Origin of the sequence: Pleomorphochaeta sp., assembly GCF_050031695.1 — a bacterium.
Lineage (GTDB): Bacteria > Spirochaetota > Spirochaetia > Sphaerochaetales > Sphaerochaetaceae > Pleomorphochaeta.
Window position 1 is genome coordinate 1 of the sequence record NZ_JBNAIC010000008.1, and the last position, 4,797, is coordinate 4,797.

Here is a 4,797-nt window from a genome sequence, read left to right on the forward strand (position 1 = left end):
ATTATTATGCTCTCTTGATTTCCATGCTAATTTGATAGCCTCTCTCATAACTTGATTAATATCAAAATCCATAAAAAACCTCCTTATCATTTTGCTATTACTACACTTATATAATAACACACTTTTTCTATATGTGAGTAATTTAATAAAGAATTAACAATTAATGAAATAAATATATTAATTATTTTACTATACAAAAATATATAATCAAATACAAGAATCTATTTAAAAAGATTAAATATTTAATTAATCAAGGATTTTTACTGAATCACGAAGAGACAAAGATGTTGGAATTAATACTTTTATAGGGAAAAAATTGGAACTTTCTAATTTTTCTTTTAGTAATTTAATAACACAAGTTGAAATATAGTTCATATCAATTTTTACAGAAGATAAAGCAGGATCTAAATATTTTGAACCTGGTAAATCATTAAAACCAAAAACAGAAATATCTCTTGGAATTAATATACCCTCTTGCTTAAACCTTGCCATAACACCTGATGCCATTGTATCGTTAGCAACAAAAACTGCACTCGGTCTAACTTGGGAATCTATAACCTCTTTTGCTAAGGCAAACCCTTCTTCATAAGAAAGCCTATCCCCTTCATAAATAAAAGATTTTAATCCTTTATTTTTTATAAAATTTTGATATGCCACTTTTCTACGATCATCAATTGCATAAGTCATTTTTAAGCCAGTATCAGAAATTACTTTCCCACCCATATAAGCAATTTTATTATGACCACATTTAAATAAATATTTTAATGCTTGAGTAGTTGCAAACTCAGTATCTATCATAACAGAACTAAAAGTATCAGCCTTAGGAGAAGAATCAATAAATACAATATTATTACAAATTTTAGAAAGCATATTAACTGAATCTTCATCAAATCTTCCTATAGCAATAATACCATCAGGCTTATTATTAACTGATGAAACATAACTACCTTCAACTTTTAACATTTTAAATGAATTAATATTTTCTTTTGATAAAGCCTTCTCTACAGTAGTCATTAAATATAAATAATATGGATCTTCAATTAAAGCTTTATTTACATACCAATCAACAATAGCAATATTTAATCTTGAATTCTTCTTTGCATTTTTTCTTGTTTTTAATGGAATATAATCAAATTCATCAGCAATAGCTAATACTCGTATTTTTGTATCATCTGAAACTGATAAAGTATTGTCATTATTTAATATTCTAGAAACAGTTGCTTGAGATACATTCGCAGCTTCTGCAATTTCTTTAATTGTAGCCATTTTTACCTTTCTTATACATTTTTTCAATAATTCTATCACGATAAGTAAAAAATGTCTATTTTAATAAAAATTTTACTTTTTTTTAGTAATATATTTTTTTATTTGTTTCACATATTATAAAATCGTTAGTAAATATTAAACACAATTATATTTATTTGTATAATAAATAACGATAATATTAGTAAATAATTAGTAAATATTTACTAAATTTTTCTTGACACCTTTTACTTATATGTTACTATAATTGTAGTTATTTAAAAAACAAAAAGGAGAACTTATGAAAAAATTTTTAACAATTTCTTTAATATGTTTACTACTCGGACCTTCACTATTTGCTACAGGAGAAGCAGAAAAAAGTAGTGCTGCAGAAAAAACCCCTATTACTATTTGGGCTTGGGATCCAAACTTCAATATTTCAATAATGAAAGAAGCAACTGATATTTATCAAAAAGCACATCCAGATGTTGAATTTAATATAGTTGAAATGGCAAAAGCTGATGTTGAACAAAAATTACATACAAATCTAGCTGCAAGAACAACAGAAGGATTACCTGATATTGTATTAATTGAAGACTATAATGGCTTAAAATATTTAAATTCTTATCCAGGACAATTTGCTGACTTAACAAATGAAATCAATCAAAAAGATTTCCTTAGTGCAAAAGTTGATGTTGCCAAATTAGATGGTAAATATTATTCAATGCCTTTCGATTCTGGTGTTGCTGGATTCTTCTATAGAACAGACTTATTAGCTAAAGCAGGTTATACAGCAGATGATTTAAATAATATTACTTGGGATCAATTCTGTGATATAGCAAAAGATTATAAAGCTAAAACTGGACAATATTTCTTCGCTAACAGCAGATCTGATGGTGGATTATTAAGAATTATGCTTCAAAGTGATGGCTCTTGGTATTTTGATAAAGAGGGAAATCCTTATATAAAGAATAACAAAAGTTTAGCTGAAGCAATGAGAATTTACAAAAGATTTGTTGAAGAAGATTTAGCATTACCTACAAATGGTTGGACAGAATGGGTTGGTGCAATTAATAATGAAAAAGTTCCAACAATTACATCTGGTGTATGGATTATTGGTTCAATAAAAGCGGCTACTGATCAAAGTGGGAAATGGGCAGTAGCTCCTTGTCCAAGACTATCCGCTAATGGAAAGAATGCATCTAATTTAGGTGGATCATCTTGGTATGTACTAGAAAATGGCAAAAACAAGGATCAAGCTATTGATTTCTTGAATACTATCTATGGTGCAGATACAGATTTCTATCAAACTATTTTAGTTAATAATGGTGCTATTGGATCTTACATTCCAGCATTTACTGGTAAAAACTATAATGCACCAGATGAATTCTTTGGTGGACAAAAAGTTTATGAAATTTTAAGTGAATATGCTAAAGATATTCCTGTTGTAAATATTGGCGAATATACTTATGAAGCCGATGCTGCTGTAATGGGTAATTTAGAAGCTTATTATAATGGTCAATCACTTTCTGATACTCTTGATGCAATTGATGCACAATTAAAAAATGATATCTTATAATTATTGCCCAATATGTATGGGGGAGAAATCCCCCGTATTAATTTAAGGAAAATATTATGGCACATGAAAAAAAAATAAATAGAACCGGTTGGTATTTTATTTTACCTGTGGCTCTATTATTAGCAATATTCTTATTATATCCGATTTTTTATTCTCTTTATTTAACAACAACACGAACAAAAGGAATAGTTACCACTTTTATTGGATTTGGAAATTATATAAAATTATTTAATGACCCAATGTTTTTTTTAGCTTTAAAAAATACTTTTAAAATATTATTTATTCAGGTCCCAATAATGCTCATTTCTGCGATTATTTTCGCTTCGTTATTAAATAATAAGAAAATTAAATTTAGAGGCTTTTTTAGAACTGCTATTTTTTTACCTTCAGTAACATCATTAATTGCATATGCAATTTTATTTAAAATGTTATTTAGTTATGAAGGAATAATAAACAATGCTCTTTTAACACTAAAGTTCATTGATAAACCTTTAGACTGGTTTTCAGAACCAACTTTAGCAACAATTGTATTAATATTAGCTATGGTTTGGCGATGGACCGGTTATAATATGATTTTCTATCTATCTGCAATGCAAAATATAAGTTCAGACTTATATGAAGCCGCTAAAGTAGATGGAGCATCAGAAATAAAATCTTTTTTCCATATCACAATACCTTTATTAAGACCAATGATTTTATTTACCACTGTCATGTCAACAATAGGCACATTACAATTATTTGACGAACCAATGAATTTAGCTCAAAGTGGAACAACTTCCTCTATGATTGGGCCTAATAACTGTTTCTTAACCCTTAGTGTATATATTTATAACTTATGCTTTAAATATACTCCAAAATTTGGTTATGCCGCCACAGTCTCTTATGCAATATTAGTTCTTGTAGCAATTTTATCTTTTATTCAATTTAAAATTAGCAACAAAAGTGAACAAACAGTAAGCAAAAGAATAAAAGCAAGCGTAAAATAGGAGAAAAAAATGAAAAAAAATAAACTTACATTTGGATTAATCATTTCGTATATAGTACTAATAGTAGCCTCATTTTTCTCTTTATTTCCATTCTTTTGGATTATAGTTGGAGCAACAAACTCTTCTGTAGATATATTAAGAGGAAAACTATCTTTTGGACCTAACTTTTTACATAATGCAAAAATATTATTCAGTGAAGCAAATATGGGCCAAGCATTAATAAATTCACTTAAAATTGCATCTTTAACAGTAATTTTAACATTAATAATCACTTCTATGGCTGCATATGGCTTTCAAATGTATAGAACAAAAGCCAAAGAAAATACTTATGCTTTCTTTTTATTAACAATGATGGTTCCTTTTGCCTCCTTAATGATTCCACTTTTTCAAATAGTATCAAGATTAAGATTATTAAATTCACATTCAGCAATAATTCTTGTATCATCAGCAAGTGTTTTTATGGTATTCTTCTTTAGACAAAGCTTTGTAAATTATCCAAAAGAAATATTACAAGCGGCAAGAGTAGATGGAGCATCAGAAATACGAACATTTATTAGTATTTTTGTACCTTCAATGAAAAGTACATATGCTGCTGCTGCAATATATACATTCATGACTAGTTGGAATAATTATTTATGGCCATTAATTGTACTTCAAACGACAGATAAAAGAACTACTACATTGCTAGTTTCATCAATGAGCAGTTCATACACTCCTAACTATGGTGTAATAATGGTTGGAATTGCATTATCTACAACTCCTGTTATAATAATATTTTTTGGATTCCAGAAACAATTTGTTGAAGGAATGCTTGGGTCTGTAAAACAATAAAAGTATTAAGGGGAGACTTATGTTCAATTTTAGCTATTTAGAAGACTTAACAAAATTTAATGAAGGAACGATTGCTTCTCATAGCAATTTATTTACATCTCATAAAATACATTCCTTAAATGGATTATGGGATATTAAATGCTTTAAAAACCCTCAAGA

The 4,797-nt window shown here is 27.8% G+C and carries 4 protein-coding genes; 3 read left to right on the top strand and 1 reads right to left on the bottom strand.

Annotated elements, in window-relative coordinates; all coding sequences use genetic code 11:
* Positions 1 to 246 precede the first annotated feature (246 nt).
* Positions 247 to 1,266, bottom strand: coding sequence for a LacI family DNA-binding transcriptional regulator (locus ACPKM0_RS01095; RefSeq protein WP_472472950.1), 1,020 nt, complete (start codon positions 1,264 to 1,266; stop codon positions 247 to 249).
* Positions 1,267 to 1,543: 277 nt separating this feature from the next.
* On the opposite strand from ACPKM0_RS01095, the gene ACPKM0_RS01100 reads away from it, so the two are divergent.
* Genes ACPKM0_RS01100 through ACPKM0_RS01110 form a run of 3 tightly spaced genes read left to right on the top strand, consistent with a single transcriptional unit; the run spans position 1,544 to position 4,638 of the window.
* Positions 1,544 to 2,821, top strand: a complete 1,278-nt coding sequence (locus ACPKM0_RS01100) for an ABC transporter substrate-binding protein (protein ID WP_472472951.1) — start codon at positions 1,544 to 1,546, stop codon at positions 2,819 to 2,821.
* A gap of 56 nt (positions 2,822 to 2,877) precedes the next feature.
* Positions 2,878 to 3,807: a carbohydrate ABC transporter permease gene (locus ACPKM0_RS01105; RefSeq protein ID WP_472472952.1), complete on the top strand. Its 930-nt coding sequence runs from the start codon at positions 2,878 to 2,880 to the stop codon at positions 3,805 to 3,807.
* Between the two features lie 9 nt (positions 3,808 to 3,816).
* A complete protein-coding gene (locus tag ACPKM0_RS01110; RefSeq protein ID WP_472472953.1) occupies positions 3,817 to 4,638 on the top strand; it encodes a carbohydrate ABC transporter permease in 822 nt (273 codons plus the stop codon).
* Positions 4,639 to 4,797 lie beyond the last annotated feature (159 nt).